At 53.7% G+C, this 18,616-nt stretch carries 15 protein-coding genes and 1 pseudogene; 12 read left to right on the forward strand and 4 right to left on the reverse strand.

All coding sequences use genetic code 11. From position 1 onward, the window contains the following. Positions 1-34 precede the first annotated feature (34 nt). Positions 35-934 (reverse strand): AraC family transcriptional regulator, encoded by a 900-nt coding sequence (locus tag AC1DWB_RS21960; RefSeq protein ID WP_477543225.1) that lies wholly within the window; start codon positions 932-934, stop codon positions 35-37. 207 nt (positions 935-1,141) lie between these two features. Here AC1DWB_RS21960 and AC1DWB_RS21965 point away from each other — a divergent pair, with 207 nt between their 5' ends. The 8 genes from AC1DWB_RS21965 (at position 1,142) to folE (ending at position 12,389) form a co-directional block, all read left to right on the forward strand. Beyond that, complete coding sequence (locus tag AC1DWB_RS21965; RefSeq protein WP_477543226.1) at positions 1,142-6,775, forward strand: FIMAH domain-containing protein; 5,634 nt, start codon at positions 1,142-1,144, stop codon at positions 6,773-6,775. A gap of 634 nt (positions 6,776-7,409) precedes the next feature. Then, entirely contained in the window at positions 7,410-7,838 is a 429-nt protein-coding gene (locus AC1DWB_RS21970; protein ID WP_477543227.1) for a GNAT family N-acetyltransferase, read from the forward strand. Between the two features lie 131 nt (positions 7,839-7,969). Continuing rightward, a complete protein-coding gene (locus tag AC1DWB_RS21975) occupies positions 7,970-8,521 on the forward strand; it encodes a DUF402 domain-containing protein (RefSeq protein WP_477543228.1) in 552 nt (183 codons plus the stop codon). Position 8,522: 1 nt separating this feature from the next. Then, positions 8,523-9,125, forward strand: coding sequence for a signal peptidase I (gene lepB, locus AC1DWB_RS21980; RefSeq protein WP_477543229.1), 603 nt, complete (start codon positions 8,523-8,525; stop codon positions 9,123-9,125). 46 nt (positions 9,126-9,171) lie between these two features. Further along, a complete protein-coding gene (queG, locus tag AC1DWB_RS21985; protein WP_477543230.1) occupies positions 9,172-10,344 on the forward strand; it encodes a tRNA epoxyqueuosine(34) reductase QueG in 1,173 nt (390 codons plus the stop codon). Between the two features lie 70 nt (positions 10,345-10,414). After that, positions 10,415-11,446 (forward strand): HD-GYP domain-containing protein, encoded by a 1,032-nt coding sequence (locus AC1DWB_RS21990; RefSeq protein WP_477543231.1) that lies wholly within the window; start codon positions 10,415-10,417, stop codon positions 11,444-11,446. A 124-nt stretch (positions 11,447-11,570) separates the two neighbouring features. Next, positions 11,571-11,780, forward strand: a complete 210-nt coding sequence (locus AC1DWB_RS21995; protein ID WP_477543232.1) for a YneF family protein — start codon at positions 11,571-11,573, stop codon at positions 11,778-11,780. Between the two features lie 15 nt (positions 11,781-11,795). Further along, the gene (folE, locus tag AC1DWB_RS22000) at positions 11,796-12,389 is read left to right on the forward strand and encodes a GTP cyclohydrolase I FolE (protein WP_477543233.1); all 594 of its coding nucleotides are present in this window, start codon (positions 11,796-11,798) and stop codon (positions 12,387-12,389) included. Positions 12,390-12,453: 64 nt separating this feature from the next. Here the strand turns inward: folE and AC1DWB_RS22005 are convergent, their stop codons facing one another. After that, positions 12,454-12,834, reverse strand: coding sequence for an MmcQ/YjbR family DNA-binding protein (locus tag AC1DWB_RS22005; RefSeq protein WP_477543234.1), 381 nt, complete (start codon positions 12,832-12,834; stop codon positions 12,454-12,456). Positions 12,835-12,956: 122 nt separating this feature from the next. Between AC1DWB_RS22005 and AC1DWB_RS22010 the strand changes: the two are divergent. Next, positions 12,957-13,130 (forward strand): annotated as a pseudogene (locus tag AC1DWB_RS22010) (H-type small acid-soluble spore protein); the annotation flags it as partial. 248 nt (positions 13,131-13,378) lie between these two features. Continuing rightward, entirely contained in the window at positions 13,379-14,113 is a 735-nt protein-coding gene (locus AC1DWB_RS22015; RefSeq protein WP_477543235.1) for a tryptophan-rich sensory protein, read from the forward strand. Positions 14,114-14,161: 48 nt separating this feature from the next. Here the strand turns inward: AC1DWB_RS22015 and AC1DWB_RS22020 are convergent, their stop codons facing one another. Continuing rightward, positions 14,162-15,367: a Fe-Mn family superoxide dismutase gene (locus AC1DWB_RS22020; RefSeq protein ID WP_477543236.1), complete on the reverse strand. Its 1,206-nt coding sequence runs from the start codon at positions 15,365-15,367 to the stop codon at positions 14,162-14,164. 326 nt (positions 15,368-15,693) lie between these two features. Between AC1DWB_RS22020 and AC1DWB_RS22025 the strand changes: the two genes are divergently transcribed. Beyond that, positions 15,694-16,437 carry an IclR family transcriptional regulator gene (locus tag AC1DWB_RS22025; RefSeq protein WP_477543237.1) on the forward strand — a complete coding sequence of 248 codons (744 nt, stop codon included), beginning with the start codon at positions 15,694-15,696 and terminating at the stop codon, positions 16,435-16,437. Positions 16,438-16,441: 4 nt separating this feature from the next. On the opposite strand, the gene AC1DWB_RS22030 is transcribed toward AC1DWB_RS22025, so the two are convergent. Then, entirely contained in the window at positions 16,442-17,251 is an 810-nt protein-coding gene (locus AC1DWB_RS22030; protein WP_477543238.1) for an AraC family transcriptional regulator, read from the reverse strand. 189 nt (positions 17,252-17,440) lie between these two features. Between AC1DWB_RS22030 and AC1DWB_RS22035 the strand changes: the two genes are divergently transcribed. Beyond that, on the forward strand, positions 17,441-18,265 hold the full coding sequence (locus AC1DWB_RS22035; RefSeq protein ID WP_477543239.1) for a phytanoyl-CoA dioxygenase family protein: 825 nt from the start codon (positions 17,441-17,443) through the stop codon (positions 18,263-18,265). Positions 18,266-18,616 lie beyond the last annotated feature (351 nt).

Here is an 18,616-nt window from a genome sequence, read left to right on the forward strand (position 1 = left end):
GGGATACCATTATTTGGTGATAAATCGCAAACGATTAATCACCTTCCGGCAGCATTTGCCGCTTCCTGTACTCGGAAGGTGAGCAGCCGGTCCACCGCTTGAACTGTTTGCTGAAGTGCGCGCCGTCCTGGTACCCGAGCTTGGAGGCCACTTGCTCCAACGATTGTCGGGGGTTGAGCAGCTCCAGACGGGCCTGGTGCAGAGTGACGTTGGACAAGTACTGCCGGGGCGACACGCCAAAGACGCTGCGGAACAGCCGGCAGCAGTGGGCAGTACTGTAGCCCAACTGTTCGGCCAAGCGGGCGATGCTGATGCCGAGCAGCGAACTGGAGCTGTTGCCGGTTTGGGCGATGGCCTCGAACTGCTCAGCCATCCGATGCGCGATCGTATACTTCGTTTCATGTGGGCCTTGCGCCAGCACCTCGCTGTCCTCCACACTGGCTAACGCAGCCAATAGACCGAACAGATGAGAGGTGAACCGCATCCGGTGTGCCGGGTGCTTCATATCCACATGCTCAGAGGCTCTGAAGCTATCGAGCAACTGCATGAGGGAGGGGCGGATCTCCTTCTCGATCGGCGACCCATAAGGGTGGAAGCCGCTCCGGTAATGATTGAGAATGGCACGAAGTCGATAATCCTCCACATCGAAATGCAAGGCGAAATATGTAAGGTCGGTTCCCCCCGTATCCGATACCCGGTGCAAATAACCAGGCGGGATCAGAATCACGTCGCCCGACTGCATCGCATGCATCGTTTCCCCGATCCATACGTTCTGCGTTCCTTCCAACACCAGATTGAGCTCGAACATCGGATGATCATGCCAAGGCCGCGACCAGATCGGCTTCGTTACTCGCCAATGCGTCTGATAGACGCGGAAAGCGGAGTTCATGTCGGGCAAATAAAGTGTTTTCAAGTACGGCAGTTGTTGGTTCATGCAGCATCTCCCCTTTCCCAACCCCATTTGAAACGAAATTAATTTCCCTTTTCAGTTAAATAATAGCACGAAATGTCCAAATACTCATCGCATTTGTCCGTGTCTCGATCAACCTCATCAAGCGATAATAGAAGTGCTTCAAGCTGCTTCCGTTCCATCCGGGAATGGTAAGCGCTTACAAATCTATACGCATGGGAGTGATGCACGTTGATCCAATCGCATCCGCGAGCCAAGACAAGGTCAAGCATTCGAAAGGGAGTGAGCGTTCTACTGACGGTCTGTTTGTTATTCGGTCTATGGCCGGACACACTATTCGCGGCAGAGGGGGATCCGGCGCCGGCGCCCATCAAGTACAGTTTCCTGGACGCCTTCTCCGGAAGCGGCAACCTGATGCTTGTCGGGAAGACGACCGATCCTCCGGCGACATCCCGCAACAGTGCCTATGGCGCTGCGATTTCCGCCACGGCGATCGGACAAGCCCGCTCCTTTCAATTCATCGTGCCGAAGAGCAGTCATTATTTGATTTCATTCAAGGGTTATTTGTATTTCAAATCCGGGATCGGAGCCATATCCGTCGATGGGACGCGGATCGGGACTTATGATTTCTACGATCCGGGCAGCCGGTTCGGACCGGATACGGCGCTGCGCACGGTCGAGCTGACCGAGGGAGCCCACACCTTCACGCTAAGCGTAATCGGAAGGAATCCGAAAGCTACGGCGGGGAGCAACTACTCCATGTATGCGGCGGGTCTGACGCTTACACCGATGCCGGGGCCCGCTGCGTTGCAATTAAGCGCTGTGCCCTCGAAATCGCTGCTGCTGCTGAACGAGACGGCGCAGATACAAACCTCCGTGTCCATGTCTGACGGAACGGCCGTCACACAGCCGGTATACCGGTTCACCTCCGACAACGAGTCGGTGGCTACAGTTAGTACGGAAGGAGTTATAACGAGCCGCGGAAAAGGGACGGCTACGATAACAACGACTGTGGAGGCGGCTGAAGGGACCGCTGTGCAAACTTCCAACATAACCGTCACGGATCAACAATTAGCGGAAGTTTACTTGAACTGGACGCCGGACGAGCTGTATGTCGGGGCAACGGCTCGCATCGTGCTCACCGGTCGGCTATCGGATGGAGCTCCCGCCGATTTGTCCCAGGTGGCGACCTTGTTTGCAAGCGACAACCCGGAAATCGTCTCCGTGAACGAACAGGGAATTGTGGCCGCCAAACAGGTAGGCGAAACGGTCTTGAGAGCGTCCGTGACGTTCAACGGCGTAACGGTAATCGGCGTTAAACGCGTCGTCGTAACGCCCAAGACGTTGTCCTCTGTAGAAGTAACCACGTTACCGGCTACGATCCAAGTTAGCGAATTCGCCAAAGTGTCGGTTGTCGGGAAATTCGAAGACGGCAGTGTCGCCGATTTGTCTCTAGCGGGAGTGACATATGCTAGCAATCAGCAGACGATCGTAGCCATCGATCCGGCTTCCGGGATGTTCGAGGGCATTCAGCCTGGATCGGCTGTTGTGTCGGCAACCGTCGAGCTCGGGGGAGTGGTTAAGAGCGGGGCGGCTGCTGTTACCGTGAAGGCCCTAACCAGCGACAAAACCCGAAGCACCTCGTTCACGCCGGAGAAGGTGGCGAACGCCCGACTCAACGCGTCGCGTTTCGACTGGGCCAAGAGCATCCGGGATGCCGCCGTGACAGCGGCTGAACCTTTCGTTGCCCTGGGGCAAGAGTTCCTCTGGGACTTGGTTCCGCCTCAGACGCTGCCGCGCAGCTACGGGGTGAATCAGCAGGTGGGCAGTCCGGTCACCGGCAAGGAGATCGACAAGTATGGGAACTACCCTTACTCCGCCGATCCCATTAACGAGCCTTGGAAAATCGTCGATCCTTCGAGCGGGTACAAGTTCCCGACGAACGATTTCGGGGCCTATTACCGCAGCGGGCTGGACGAGCAGGGGACGTTCCGGCCGGAGAAGGCCGACCGCAGCTTGCTTGTCAACACGTTGTATCCCGAGAAAGGCCCGACATGGGGAGTGGATGACGGCTACGGCTGGGTGGACGACAAGGGTAACCGGTTCACATTCATTGCTTATTACACGCATTGGCATTTGTGGTATAGCAGCGGGGTCATCCAACGGGCGGTTAAAGCGCTTAAGGATGCCTTTGTATACACCGGCGATCTCCGCTATGCCCGTGCCGGCATCGTTCTGCTCGACCGGATCGCGGACGTCTATCCGAGCTTGGACGCGTTCGCCTATGACCCGAACATCTTCTTGCAGTCTGCACAAGGAACCGGTGGCGGCAAAGCGGTCGGATCCGTATGGGAAACCTCGCTGGTCAAGGATTTCATCAGTGCTTACGATGCCTTCTATCCGGCTATGGACGATCCGGACGTGCTAGCGTTCTTAAGCGGCAAAGCGAATGAACACAAGCTCTCCTTCAAACGGTCGGGAACCGGTCTGCGCCGCAACGCAGAGGACGGCATTCTCCGCCAAGTGTTCCCGGGCGTGAAGAATGCCCAGATCCGCGGCAACGTCGGCATGCATCAGAGCGCATTGGCGATGGCGGCCGTGGTGCTCGACACGTTCCCCGAGACGAAGGAATGGCTCGACTTCAACAACCAGGCCGGTAAGCTCGAACCGAACCCGTGGCGCGTGACCGGCGGCAATATGCTGGCTTCCCTGGTCAATGACGTAGACCGCGACGGACATGGAAACGAAGCAGCTCCGGGGTACAACGGATTATGGCTGAACAATTATCTAATCGTCGCGGATGTGCTGTACGGGTATGACAAGTATCCGCAGGCCGATCTGTATCAGAATGTGAAGTTAAGCAAAATGTTCGATGCCAAATATCCGCTGATGCTGTCGGAACGCTACATGCCCTCGATCGGTGACTCGGATTCCACGGGCAATCCGGGGATCAGTGTGGATAAGGCTCAGATGATCAAAGCATTCGACATCTACAGGGAGCCGATCTTCGCCCAGATGGCGCATTTCTTGAACAACAACAGCTCTGACGGCATTCACGCCGACATATTCGCAGCCGATCCGGAGCAAGTGGCTACCGACATCGAAGCGGTCGTCCAACAAGAAGGACCGCTCGATCTGGACAGCGTGAACTTGACCGGTTACGGCTTCGCCGCACTGCGGGACGGGGAGAACGACAAGCGGAAGTACGGCGTCGGGTACGGCTTCCCGAGTCTCCAGGTTACAGAGGCGAGTACGTCCTACAATACCTATGATGCGACATCCACGGTGCAGATGGAAGCAACGACACCGGGGCATACCATTGCGTTCGCATACGAAGTTCCGAAGATCGATACGTACCAGGTTCGGTTAAAGCCGTTCCGGGCTACTTCCTACGGCATTTACCAAGTATTCCTGGACGGGCGGCTGGTGAAGGAGATCGACTTCTTCGGCGCTTCCAAAGACTTCGAGGTGTTGGCGGAACTGGAACTTACGGCGGGGAGCCATATCATCTCCTTCGTGAACAAGGGGAAAAACGACGTGGCGTCGAACTACAAGCTTGGTGTGACGGAACTGCTGCTGCTCAATCGGGAGGAGATTGCCAAGGTGGACGCCCAGCGAAATACGCTGCGCGACGTCTGGATGTATTACGGTCGCAATTCCGGGCACGGTCATCGCGATACGCTTAATCTGGGACTGCATGCGTTCGGCCTGGATCTCGCCCCGGACTTGGGCTATCCAGAATTCGCCGATGCGGTCGACATGCACCGGGCGCAATGGGTGAACAACACGGTCAGCCATAATACGGTCGTCGTCGACAAGCGCAAGCAGTCCCCGCAATGGGTCGGCACACCGATGCATTACGACGATGGGGACCGCGTCCAGCTGGTAGACGTGGAGGCGCCTCGTGTATACCCGCAGCTGGAAGCTTATCGCCGGACGACAGCGACGATCAGAGTGGATGACGAGCACTCGTATTCCGTCGATTTCTTCCGCGTCAAAGGCGGAACCGATCACCACTTCAGCTTTCATGCCGCAGAGGGAACCGTCACGACCGAGGGACTGTCGCTTACGGCGCAGCCGACCGGCACTTATGCCGGACCTAATGTGGAATTCGGTCAGCGTGCAGACGACGTGGAAGGGCCCAACTATATGGGTAGCGGCTTCCACTGGCTGAAGAACGTCGAACGGGACGAATCACCGTCCGCCGCGTTCAGCATCGATTGGAACTTGAAGGATACATGGAACGTGTACGGGAAAGGCGCGCGCGCCGACACGGACGTGCACCTGCGGCTTACGATGCTCGGCCTTGTCGACGATATCGCCTTGGCCGATGGTATTCCGCCGCGGAACAAGCCCGGCAATCCGCCTGCTCTGCGCTACATGATGGCACACCGGACGGGCGCGAATCTGGACAGTCTGTTCACTTCGGTCTTGGAACCGTACAAGGCGGATCGGGTTGTCCGTGCGATCTCGCCAGCTGCAGTGAAGCGGAACGGCGATGTCGTCGATACGAATTCGGACAACACCGTACGCGCGATCAAGGTCGAGCTCGCGGACGGTAGAACAGACTATATCATCCAATCGTCCAACCCGGCGGTATCTTACACGATTGAAGACAAAATTACGTTCCAAGGGTTCTTCGGCGTGTATACGGAGCTTGAAGGACAGATGACGTATGGCTACGTACAAGACGGAGGCAAGATCGGGAAGCTGGGGGGAGCGACGGTCACGACGCCTGCAACACCTGAAGGCACGGTTACCGGATTCACGAGATCGTTGTCGGCTGCCAATACGATCGAAGTGCAGTTGAATGCTGCAGTGGCGCCAGATCTGTTAGCCGGCCGCACGATTTACGTAGCGCACGACGGCGTCCGCAACGCGGCTTACGACATTCGCTCCGCGACCTCGCTTGGAGGCGGCCGCTATGTGCTGGATATCGGCGATGCAACACTGATCCGCAATTACGTGAACTCGAACGACTTCAGTAAAGGCTTCATTTATGATATTTCCGAAGGAGCATCGTTCCGGATTCCGCTATCGGCAGAGATGAACTTGCCGGTTACTCAAGCTTCTGTTGCTGGAGCGTCATACAACGGCTGGTATTCGCCCGATGCGACCGTAACCTTGAACGTGTATAGCGACAAATCGCAAGTGCTTCGCACGGAATATAGCCTGGACGGGGGAGCGAGCTGGAGCACTTATGCTCAGCCCATCAAACTGACTGCCGACGGAATCCACACCATGCAGTACCGTTCCGTCCATAAGCAGCAGACGGCCGAAGAGACGAAGTCCGTGACCGTTCAGATCGATGGCACGGCCCCGGGTTATACGTTATCCGCCAACGGTGCGGCGGTAACGAACGGTACTGTGCTGAATGACGGGCAGCCTGTCACGTTCGTCTTGTCCGTGCAAGATCCGTTGTCCGGCGTGGCGGGGAAGAAGTTCAGCGTGTCGGATGCCGTATACGGGTCCATATCGGATCCCGCGACGATTACAGTGGATTGGGCAGGGCAGCTGGGACCGCATACGGTCACTGTGGAAGTATACGATGCAGCGGGCAATGTGGCGGCGCACACGTACACCATCCGCGTCTCGACCAGCTTGGAAGCGATGGAAGGCTTGGTGGAGCGGTACGCGGCAGACGGCGGGCTGATAGCCCCGCTGCTCACGCAGCTTCGCAATTCGTTGATGCAAGTCCGGCACCATTTGGACAAAGGGTCATTGAAACAAGCGTCCACGCATATGGACCATTTCCGGAAGCATCTGAATAACCCGGAAATGCGTCAGTATAGGTCCGAACAAGTTTCCGTGGTATTGAACGCCGATGCCGAGGCGTTGATCGCATTATGGGATGCCGGGAAATAACACTGTTTGCGGTTTAACATGAATAGGGCTATCCTGAGTCGGTTCACTAGACGCCAGGATAGCCCTTTTTATCGAGAGTGAATCCTGTATGCCACACCATGAAATTTTGAGAAGACGAATCGGATCCCCCAGCTCGTTCAGTCGGGGTAGCCAAGCGAATCACCGGCTCTAAGGGCCGTTACACGCCCCTAAGCCCCGGTAGATTCCATTGGCCACCTTATCCTCCTTTGCGTTCCGAAGCCTTAAAGGAAGCCAAATCTTGAGAAATTCCAAAAAAATATGAGGTTTGCAATTTTCCAGTAATTTACTCGAACTGCATAGGTCATTTTACTTGAATGGTGAAGCTACGAAAATCTATGCGAGATCAACCGTTAGCTTAAGGTGAGTTAAAGTATGGATACAGATTTTTAATCTAGCATCGAATTCGCTACCAAATCGGTCTAAGCGTTAGAAATTTCCCACTATTCCCTTATTTGACACTGAAAACGCTTCATATTAAGCGTTTTCAGCCGAATATGAACAAATAATGAATGTTTTTTAACGATTTCGTAAATTTAATGCAGGATTTCATCGGATTTTGTCGTATAATCTAGTTACTAGAGAAAAATAATATAGACCACGGGGAGAGACCTTAATGTTAGTTCGGTCATTTCAACTATCGGATTATGCTTCGATTACAAGCTTATTGGAAGAAGTGCTTTCGGTCGCTTGTGTCGAAGAAACGATGGACGCCTTTGCTAAGCAACTGTCGCTGGATTCAGATTTGATCCTTGTCGCTGTGTTGAATGAAGAAATTGCCGGAGTCATTATTGGTACGATCGATCAGAAAAACCAGGGGTACTACTATCGGATAGCTGTATCCTCGCAGCACCAACGCCGTGGAATTGGCAAGACGTTAATTGAATCGCTGAAGAAGCGGTTCCAACAACGGAAAGTAAGCAAAATTCTTATTACGGTGGACATTCATAACGAGCCGATTCTGCCTTTGTACGAGGCGGTTGGCTATGAAGCGACCGATTTCTCACGTTCTTACCGTCATTTGCGGATTGTGTCCGGTAATTGACCTAACCGAATACGTATGGAATGGGACATATCTCGAAGCCGGTTGAATCGGCGGGTGGGTATGTTTTTGTTTTCATACAATCGGGCGCATCATGTATAATAGAAGGTAGCTACAGACAGAGAGGGCACGCCATGGGACATCTATCGCCATTTATCATCAAAAGCTTTAAGCATGACGGACATCTTCACCGGATGTGGCTGCAAAATTGGCTCATACCGGAAGCCCGTCTGTTCCCTGAGCATGCAGAAGAATCCATGCTTGTCCTTGTGAACAGCCAGACTCGCATCCGTGAAGGGGACGGCAAAGAGTGGGTAAGCCGTATTCCTTCGGTAGCATTCTTCATTCCTGGTCAATGGTACAATGTCGTATCGTTGATCGAGGAGCAGGGTATTCGGTATTATTGCAACATAGCCTCACCGCCTTACGTCAGCGGACAGGTCATTACGTACATCGACTACGACTTGGACGTCATCCGTACGACAGACGGGGGTGTACAAATTGTCGATCAAGAAGAGTATGCCCAGCACAAAGTGAATTATCATTATCCCGACATCGTAGATCGCAAGGTTAAGGGCGGGATGGACCGGTTATTGCAACGCATTAGGGGGAACGAAGCGCCGTTCGAGGACGAGCGTGTGCTGGCTTATTATCAAATGTGGAAACACGTAGAGCCAGAGGTGTAACATGAGTCTATATGGGAAACAGGAGAGCGGCGAACCTTCACTGGAAGTCGAAGATGCCCCGAAGTCAGTTCGCACGAAGAGCATGTCGGCCGAGATATGGGAATGGGTGAAATCGATCTCGATCGCACTCGTGATTGTCATCGTGTTGAATTTGTACATTTTCAACCTATCGACCGTCAAGGGTCACTCCATGGAGCCCACGCTTAAAGAGAAGGAATGGCTCTTCGTGAACAAAATCGTCTATATCACGGGGAATCCGCAACGGGGAGACGTTGTTATTCTGAAGGATCCGGAGATGACGGGCGCCGATCGACAGTTTCTCGTCAAACGGGTAGTCGCCGTACCTGGGGACAAGGTGGAAATCCGCAACGGGAAGCTGTATGTGAACGGGACGACCGTGCAGGAGCCTTACACCGATAATCGGATTGAGGATGGCGATCGAGGGCCCTTCGTTGTGGAGGTGGACCGTTATTTTGTAATGGGAGACAACCGCCATCTGGGAGCCAGCAAGGACAGCCGTATGTTCGGTTCTGTCGCTTCTGGTATGATTCAGGGTCGGGCAGACTTCATTCTATGGCCGTTCGAGAAAGCGGGAGTATTGTAGGACCAAATCCATTCAACGTATTGTGAATTAGTGAGGAGTGTCACGTATGGCAACAGCCCAAACGACAGGTAATCAGAGTCGGTGGGAGAGGCTGAAGCAGGATATACGTGCTGCTGCGCCGGATCTGGGCATTGACCAGATCGGATTCGCATCGGCTGCACCATTCACGGAGCTGAAGCAGGTATTGCTGCGGCATCGGGAGAAAGGCTTCGAGTCCGGCTTCGAGGAGCCGGATATCGACAAGCGGGTATTCCCGGAGCTCAGCCTATCGGAGCCGCAGTCGATTATCGCGATTGCGATTGCCTACCCGTCCAAGCTGCAAGATCCGCCAAAGTCCGAGCCTGGCGCATATCGGGGCATTATTTCCCGGTCGTCTTGGGGCGATGACTATCATGATGTGCTGCGAAATAGGTTAGGCCGATTGGAAGCCTTTATTCAAGAACGCGTTCCTGAGGCTAGAATAGAGAGCATGGTGGATACAGGGGCCTTAGTGGATCGGGCCGTCGCGGAACGAGCAGGTATCGGCTGGAGCGGCAAAAACTGTGCCGTCATCTCTCCAGAATGGGGATCGTGGATTTATCTTGGGGAGATGATCACCAATATTCCGTTCCCGCCAGATGCACCCATTACCGACCAATGCGGCACATGCACGAAGTGTATCGACGCTTGTCCGACCGGAGCACTTGTCGGGCCGGGCGAGCTGAACTCCAGCCGATGTATCTCGTTCGTGACCCAAACCAAGGGGTTCGTGGAGGACGAGCTGAAGCTGAAGATCGGCAATCGGCTATATGGCTGCGATACGTGCCAAGTCGTCTGCCCGATCAACAAGGGCAAGAACTGGACGCACCAGCCTGAGCTGCAGCCGGACCCCGAACGCGTGAAGCCACTGCTTGTTCCCTTGCTGACGCTCTCGAACAAGCAGTTCAAGGAGCGGTTCGGGTCCATGGCCGCCTCGTGGCGCGGGCGCAAGCCGATCCAGCGCAACGCGATTCTCGCGCTGGGCACGTTCAAGGACCGTTCCGCTGTGCCTCACCTTGCGGAACGACTGGAACAGGACGAGCGCCCGGAGATTCGCGGCGCTGCCGCGTGGGCGCTCGGTCGGATCGGCGGCGACGCTGCCGAGGCCGCCGTGTCACGTGCGCTGCTCGCGGAGCTGCATCCGCAAGTGAGGGATGAACTGGACAAGGCTAGCTCACTCTTACATCCAGAACAATCATAGGGAGATAACACATGATAGAACAATTCGAATTATTCGGTTCACCATGTCACATAAGAGGGGAGGGGCAGCTGTGAAGAACACGAATATCGACCAAGTTGAACCCGGCGAATATTTGGGGAGAACGATTTTTTCCAGCAATGGAACGATTCTATTGTCCGCAGGGGTTCAACTAACTGTATATATGATCAACACCTTGAAACGCATTGGAGCGACGTTGGTCTACATCAAGGATCCGAACTTCGAAGACGTTGAAATTCCAGAAGTGCTGTCCGACGAAACGAAACGACTCGTGCTGCGCAAAATGACAGAGACGTTCGATTCGATCCGCTCGGGTAAAAATTTCGACACCCGTTCGATCAGTACTTCAGCTGATCAAGTGTTGGAAGACGTTGTTCGCAACAAAGAAGTACTTCTCCAGCTGTCCGACATCCGTACCAAGGACAACCACATGTACGTTCATGCGATGAACGTGTGCCTGATCGCTACAATGATCGGCATGAATATGGGGTTGAATCAGATTCAACTGAAGGAACTGTCGATCGGAGCGATGCTTCATGATATCGGCAAGGTCGAGCGCCTCACCGATGACGAATCCGCAGATCCGAAGCGGCATCATACTTGGCGCGGATTCGAGCTGTTGAAGCAGAAGCAGGAATTGAACCTGCTCATTGCCCACGTCTCGCTACAGCACCATGAACAACCTGATGGGGAAGGGTTCCCGCGTAAGCTTATAGGCGATCAGATCCATCTGTATGCCCAGATTGTTACGGTTGCTAACGTGTACGATAACTTGCTGTACGATCTGAAGAAGTCGAAGCAGTTGCTGCCTCATGAGGCTTGTGAGCAGATGATGGCGATGTCGGGGACGAAGCTGGACCGTGAGGTGCTTGTTCAGTTCATGCGGACCGTCTCAATCTATCCGACAGGTTCATCTGTACGACTGTCTACGAAGGAGACTGGCGTTGTAGCAGGTCAGCATCGCGGACTGCCCGGCCGGCCGATTATTCGAGTTGTGGAGCATGATGCCAACAATGAGATTATCGTGAAGGAAGTGGATCTGGCCAAGGAGACGACCTTGTTCGTGGAGCAGGTTCTGTCTTAATTGGCCTAGTTCTCGGAACGGGGGTTGCCCCCGACCAATGACGCGTTGAATGAGCAAGAAGGACATGCTATGATGTGGTTGAGATTGTCAAAAACTTTAGAGAAAAAATTGAGGTGACAGCGCGATGTGGGACTGGATTATCCCTATTCTTACACTACTCGTAGGTTTAGTGGGCGGCTTTTTCATAGGTGTGTTTTACTTACGACGCCAACTGGAGCAAATGCAGAACAACCCTGAGATGCTTACGCAGATGGCCAAGAAAATGGGCTACAATTTGAATAAACAACAGATGAACAAGGTTCAAGGTATGATGAAAAACCAAAAATGGAAGTAAAGAAGAGGAGCGGACATGGCAGGGTTAAAAGAGTACTCGAACCGCCACGTAGGGAAAAACCGCGAGCAAATCGAGCATCATGTTAAGGAAATCTTACGGCTCATCGGAGAAGATGTGGATCGGGAAGGTTTGCTTGAGACTCCAGCGCGGGTAACTCGCATGTATGAGGAGATTTTCGCTGGCTACAGCGTGAATCCCGAAGATACATTGGGTGTCACATTCGACGAGCAGCATGAAGAATTGGTCATTATTAAGGATATTGTGTATTACAGTCAATGCGAGCACCATATGGCGCCTTTCTTTGGGAAGATTCATGTCGGCTACTTGCCTAGCGGTAAGATTGCTGGTCTGAGCAAATTTGCCCGCTTGGTGGAGGCTGTCACCCGGAAGCTTCAAGTGCAGGAGCGTATCACATCCGAGATCGCGGATATTCTGGATCGTGTGCTGAAGCCGCAGGGCGTGATGGTCGTCGTCGATGGCGAGCATATGTGCATGTGTTCCCGTGGCGTGAAGAAGACGGGCAGCAAGACCGTGACGTCAGCCGTTCGCGGACAGTTCCGCAAAGATGCTGCGCTGCGATCTGAGTTTTTGGCATTGGTGAAGGGGTAATATCATAAAAGAGTCCGTACGGTCGGTTAGTCAACCGTGCGGGCTCTTTGCTGTATTGGGACTGTTATGTAGAGAGCGAACGGGAAGCAGTCTGCTTCAGGACACTCTTGGGGGCCGTGAGTTGATACGCTTCCAGCAGAAGTGGCTTGAGCTCCTCCCAGCAACCGGGGGTAGTAGCCCGTGTGGATACCCAGCCGTGCCGCCCGAAGTACGCTGTCTTCCAGTAAGGCTCCTGCTGGATAAGGAATTCCTGGGTTTCGAGGCTTGCCTTGAAGATAAGCTCCTCCCCGGCAATTCTCACGAACGACTTTCCTTTCACACGGAACATGGTACATTGGAACCCATCGATCTCAATCGATACTTCCGGGCAGTCGCCCACAATCTCATTCACTAGTGCCTTGAGCGCTTGCTCGCGCTGGGCGGATGCGGCCTTCTCCTCGCTCATCCTTCGATCCTCCTCTGTAAGTACAACTAATCACCAGCTATTGGTAAACTCTTATTCGTAATATATCATATCACGATTGAACAGAATAAAAGCGATGTTCCAAAAAACAGGAGATGAGACGAATAGACACGCAACGCGCACAAGAAATATCCGTTTCCCCCGTTATGGCTCATGTCACATGGAATGGAAACCCTGTCTATATCCAGCATGTCGATGAGGCTAATGAGTTTGCAAGAGTGTTCATGCTGGGCCATCCCGATCAGGAGCAGGAGGTCCCCGTTCGCAGCCTGGTCGAGCCTGGATTCGAAGTTCAGGATATACCCGTGGTCGGCTGTCCGACGAATTTGGGAGAGTAACGATAAGCGAGCAGGCGCCGTATTGGGGGCCTGCTCGTATTTTTTTGAACACAATTTTACAAATGGATGGGGGACTAGGTTGACAAGCAATACTATTATCGGGTAGTCCATGCATATAGTGAGGGTAGGTGGGTAATGCATGTGTGTTACATAATGTGAATTTACACTGTTGGAGGAGGGATGTAAGGATGGCTATTCGGTGGTGGAATGCAGTTGCTTTGATCGCTGTGCTGGCATTGAACTGGTTTGCGGATGCTTGGCCGCTAGGAGGGAGGACGACCAATGAAATTTCATCCATGTTCCCGGTTCTTATTACGCCGGCTCCCTATGCTTTTGCCATATGGGGACTGATTTATGCGCTGTTGGCTGGTTTCGTCATTTATCAATTGTTGCCTTCGGGAGACAAGCAGTTGAGGAGCCAAGCTATAGGACCCTGGTTTATCGTTAGTTGTGCGTTCAATTGTGTCTGGATTGTGTTATGGCATTATTTGTTCATCGATTCCAGCGTATTCATCATGTTCGGTCTGCTCACGACTCTGTTCGTGGTCTACATTTGCACTCGATCCACATCAAGCTCAGCATCGGTCCAATGGTTCGTGCAGCTCCCCTTCAGCTTGTACTTGGGCTGGATGTCTGTGGCGACAATCGTGAATTTGGCGGTAGTGCTGTATGCCAACGATTGGACGGGATGGGGCTTGTCCCCCGAGAACTGGACCCTGATTATGCTCGGTGTAGCCACGGTGCTTGCCGTGCTGGTTGGCGGAAGGTATATGGATCCGGCCTACATAGCGGTATTCGTATGGGCGTTCATTGCGATTGGCGCGTCGGTGCGGGTGTCTGGCAGCATCAAGCTTGTCGCTTGGATGCTTGCCGCTTCCTTGTTCGTGTATGCCCTTAGCTTGCTGCGTAAGCTGGTTCGGTAACATATCGGCTTACCTCGGGACGAAGCCAATACGAATGGCAGCCTTATCTTAATAGGGCTGCCATTTCAATGTGTGGGCCGCATGGAATCGTTCACTTACATACGGCCAATTGACGATGTTCCACCAGGCTTTCACATAGTCGGGCCGCTTGTTCTGGTATTTCAAGTAGTACGCATGCTCCCAGACGTCGAGGGCAAGGAGTGGAATAACATCCCATTGTGATAAGTTCTGATGCTTCTCGGCTTGCAAAATTTCTAGTCGACCGCTGCGCGGGGACCAGACGAGAATCGCCCAACCGCTGCCCTCGACTTTTTCCGCGGCTGCAGAAAATTGTTGCTTGAACGCGGCGAAGCTGCCGAAATCACGTTCGATTTGCTGTGCTAATTCGCCCTTCGGCTGACCTCCGCCATGGGGACTCATTACATTCCAGAATATCGTATGCAGATAATGACCGGCTCCATTGAAGGCAAGTTCTCTCTTCCAATGTTTGATGAGGTCGTAATTTCCGGTTTGGCGAGATTCGGCCATCTTCTTCTCCGCTGCGTTCAGGCCGTCTACGTACGATTTGTGATGAATATCGTGATGGATACGCATCGTCTTCTCATCTATGTAGGGCTCCAGCGCATTATAGTTGTAGGGCAATGAAGGTAACGTATGGCCACCGATCGGCACTTCCCTGGAGTCGGCCGTCGTTCCACCAGACCATATGCCTTCCCCGGTAAATGAATGTGGATCGGAGGAATGACGGTTGGCTGAAGCGGCAGGTTGTATCGTAGGGGAGGAATAAGGGAGCGGCATAGGCTGCATAGGTTGATCCGGATTCGTTGCAGGTGGGAGCGTCAGAATGGCCTGAAGCACGCCTAGGAAATATTCCGACTCTCGGATGATGTGCTGAATAACGATAGGGGCGGTAGGCAGTTGCTTGACCGCTGCACTTTGGCTTAGCATGTAAAACAGCTGTTGAATGAATATCTTGGACTCCGCAACAGACGACAGGAGGAGCTGGTGAATTTGCGCCCACATGACGGGACTGACGCTGCCTCCCGAGCGAATCACAGCTTCAATCCACTGAATAGCTGCGGCTTCGGTAAGCGCGAAGGTAGCTTCCCACTGCTTCAGCTTCGTGACATACTCCTGTTCCAACTGAGGGACAAGCTCACGTATGACGACCGTATGCTCCTTTTCCTGGGTTTTCCAGAAGCGGATTTCCTCCAGTACACGAAGCGGCATAAGTGCACCGTAAACGAATAACATGTATGTCGTACCTCCTTAGACCGTTGTTAGCGCAACTAATGGCGAGGTGCTGTGCCTTCAGTTCCTATAGCTCCAGTAGATGATTCACTACAGATGTTATTCAGCAGGGAGGTTGACCTATTCATTGTGAACAAAGGAGTGGAAAGTGAAAAAGAGGACCCCGGCGAGTTTTGGCTTGAACCTCCATTCCGCTAAATCCCTTATACATACGACTTTAGACTAGAACTGCCATGCGACTAAGGCTTTACGAGCTTTATCCGAATGAGGTATACTGTAATAAAACTCGGTTTCACATGATGAAACTATAAAGCGGCGGTGGAACTTTTATGGACGATCAGAAGCTAACGGTTCGAGCAGTCGAACGCGCATTGGATGTGGTGCTTTGTTTCACAGATTCAGCGGAGCTTACACTAACTGAGATTTCCGCCAAGGTCGCTCTGCACAAAAGCACGGTTCACCGGCTGCTCGCTTCCTTGGAAGGTCGCGGTTTCGTGATCCGCAATACGGAGACAGATAAATACCGGCTTGGCTTCCGGATCTGGGAGTTAGCCGCGAATATGGAATACGGCGACGATCCGGCGACGATCTTGCTACCCGAGATGGAGCGGCTGCGTGATCAGGTTGACGAGACGATCAGTCTGTACGTGCGCGACGGTATCGAGCGGATTCGCATCCAGGCGGTACAGAGCAGCCAAGCGATTCGCCGCGTCGCACCGATCGGCGCGCGACTGCCGCTCAGCGTTGGCGCTTCGAGCAAGGCGCTCATCGTCTTCGCGGAGCCGGCTGAGCAGCGCGAGCTGCTTGAGGCGCTCAGCTGGACCGATGCGGGCGAGCGCGCCGTCTTCGAGCGGCAGCTCGGCGAGATACGCCGGCTCGGCTACGCGACGAGCATTGAAGAGCGCGAGCCGGGCGCCGCGGCCGTGTCCGCGCCGATCTTCAGCCGCTCGCACAAGCTTGTCGCTGCGCTGGCGGTGTCGGGGCCGTCGAATCGGCTCACGCTCGAGCGGATGCGGGAATGCGCACCGCTCATCATGGAGTCGGCCACGCGCATGGGCAAGATGGTGCGGTAGGGATTCATGTCTGCTGCCGCCGATAAGCGCTTGGTGCCGAGCCATACTGGCGCTTGAACAGCTTGGAGAAGTGGAATTCGTCATAGAAGTGCAGCGCAGCGGCAATTTCCTTCACCGATAGGTTCGTCGTATCGAGCGAGGCTTTGGCCGACTCTAGCTTGAGCTTCAGCATATACGCGCTCGGGGAGAGGCCAGTCGTCGCTCGGAAATGCGTGAAGAACGTCGTGCGCGACATCCCGCTAGACTTCACCAACTCGTTCAAATCGAGCGGTTGTCCGATCTGGCGGTGCATCAGATGTAGCACCCGGTCCAGCTCCGAACGGCGAAACGATGCGGGTGCGGACCGCTCCCGGGCGAAGAGGAGCAGCAGCTCCTGCAGCTGGATGTTGGCTGTGTAGGCGCAGCCCATCGGCTGCACGATCAGAGTGTCGATCAATTGCTCGCATCGCTGGACGGCTTCGGCCAGCTTGCCGGTGGCGGACACCTCGAATAGAGGAAGTCCGAGCGAATGAACCATGTCGAGCGAGCTGAACTCCAGATAATAGAACTTCCAATCGTCCTCCTGACACGTGTATGTGCAGGGGATTTTTTCTTGTACGAGAAAAAACGTCCCCGGGGGCAGCCTATACGTGCGGTCCGCCATCGTATAGCGTCCTTCTCCCTCGTAGGTCACGAACAGCCCTGGCCAATCGAAGCCTCTTCCTTTGCTCCCTTGATAAGCGCTGTTCGCCTGCACCTTCCATATCGAGCTGAACCTGCACAAAGGGAGCGTCGATTTCTCGCCCAATCGATAGGGGATATCCGTGTACGCCATACTTGCCCTCCTCTCCGGAAATAGCCCTTCAGTTCGGAAATACATCTATTCTTGGCAAACGGGCCTTTCCCGGCTCTATTTTCGTACAATTATACATGAAACCGGAACCGTCATCCATGGAGGAATTCCTTTCGGTCCACTACACTTGGTACATAGAAGCACGATACTGATCAGGGAGTGGATGAACGGATGATGGTGAAGGTGGGAAGTCGTGAGTTGGAGATGGGTGGTCCGCATCTAACGGAGCTAAGAAGCTCGAACGATATCGTGCACGATGTACAGGCGCTGCGAGATCGGATGAAAGAGGACGGCTATTTGCTGATCCGTGGCTTCCATGATCGGATGAAGGTGCTGCAGGCACGTCGAAGCATTCTGGAGAAGATGGACCGCATGGGCAAGCTGGACCGAGACACGCTGCTTGAGGAAGGCGTGATGGCCGACGGGAGCCGCAGCATCTTCTTGGGCGGCACGGTCGAGGATTTGCCGGAGCTTCTGGATGTGTTGAACGGGGAGCGTGTGATGCGGTTTTTCGACGACTTCTATGGGGAGCCTTCGCTCACGTATCATTACAAATGGCTTCGTGCCGTAGGCAAGGGCGATTTCACGGGGGCGCATTATGATATCGTCTACATGGGGCGGGGGACGCACAACCTCTACACCGTCTGGTCGCCGCTCGGAGACATCTCCTATGAGATGGGGGGCTTGGCGTTGTGCTTGGGCTCGCATCGCTTCGAGGAGTTGAAGAACTCCTATGGGTCAAAGGATTCGGACCGGGACGGGGTCGGCCACTACACGAATGATCCGCTGCTCATTACCGAGAAGTACGGGGGACAGTGGGCTACCACCACATTCGAGGCGGGGGATGTATTGATCTTCGGGATGTTCCTGCTGCATTGTTCGCTCGAGAATACGACGAACCAATATCGGCTGAGTGTGGACGCGAGGTACCAGTCGGCTAGTGAACAAGTGGATGAACGGTGGAGCGGTAAGAAACCACGGGCACATTTTAAGTAGGCGAATAATAGACGGACCTCTTCCTTGAGTAGGAAGGAGGTCCGTTTTTTTGTTTAACTGCTTTCCGAGAGAAGTCCCCTTCCTCTTCAAGGAGGGGATGAATTTCGGCTAGGCGAAGCCTAGAGGCTATTGATTTTGAACTAAACAATTGCCTAGTACAATCGATAATGACTTTTTTGAACTAAGTCGAAAAAACTACAACATTTTCCAATAAGGAAATGGGGTTATAACAACGATCATGTTCTATTCAGAGCATCCTAACATGGAACTATCGAAATTGCATAATGACAGATTGGATCCTATCATTAGCTCAGAAAGCGCTGTCAATGAGAACATTTGTTTGGTATAATC

Source organism: Paenibacillus sp. P4_E11 (genome assembly GCF_056401635.1).